At 41.0% G+C, this 902-nt stretch carries 2 protein-coding genes; one reads left to right on the forward strand and one right to left on the reverse strand.

Annotated features, from left to right (window positions below):
- The first annotated feature begins 152 nt into the window (after window positions 1–152).
- Window positions 153–437 carry a DUF6958 family protein gene (locus AC1DPZ_RS28120; protein WP_477409746.1) on the forward strand — a complete coding sequence of 95 codons (285 nt, stop codon included), beginning with the start codon at window positions 153–155 and terminating at the stop codon, window positions 435–437.
- Window positions 438–483: 46 nt separating this feature from the next.
- Here AC1DPZ_RS28120 and AC1DPZ_RS28125 read toward each other — a convergent pair.
- Window positions 484–902 (reverse strand): c-type cytochrome (locus AC1DPZ_RS28125; protein WP_477409748.1); only part of this gene is annotated, 419 nt, incomplete at its 5' end.

Here is a 902-nt window from a genome sequence, read left to right on the forward strand (position 1 = left end):
CGCTCGCAATGACATGGGTGTTGTGAGGTGGTAAACCCAACACATCATCCCTATTTTTTCCAGAATTACCCTGGTGGATACTCGCAATGACTGTCTTTTTTTATTTTTAGACAGCTTTTTAGAATTCAAATAATCGTTTACACCGGATTAAAATGAAAGAAACCACAATCCAAACATTACATCCTGATAGCAATAAAAAGAATAAAATTATTTCTGCCGAAAAGTATGAAATAATAAAGGCGGCTATATTGCAAATTTTGCAAACCCAAAGCCTTACCCATACCCAGCTGATGCAGGCGCTTCACGATAAAGTTCACCCCTCGTTTTCGGGCAATGCGCATTGGTACGGCGAGACCGTAAAGTTGGACCTTGAAGCCCGTAAAATAATTAAACGGGATACCGCCAAACCGCCAGTTTACAGCATTGATACCGCTTAAACCTCCTGCTTAAATTTACCACCAAACATTATCCTCCAGCCAGGTTTTATTTTCTGTTGATTAGCGACTTATAATGTTTTTCTATCGGTGCAAACGGACCATATTTGCGTTGTTCTTTTGTAAACAAATGGTCGGCATATGGGCCAAATGGATAGTCATAGGGTTTGGCAGACAAATTTGGCCAGTCTGCGCTGATATTTTTAAAAGGGTGGTATTGCGAATTAACAAAAGCCGCTACATCCCAGGCTTCCTGGTTGGTAAGTTGTTTGTTTTTATAACTGGCCCCAAAAGGCATGTTGTTTTTTACATAACCCGCAAATTTCGAAATGCTATAAATACTGGCTCCTATATTATAGCTATGCCTGCCCCAAAGCGGTGGATATGTATATGCTGTACCCGCCGCATTTAAAACCCCCATTCCATTTTTACCATGGCAGGCTCCACATTTAGATGCGTACACCATCC

Source organism: Mucilaginibacter sp. P4_G9, assembly GCF_056400985.1.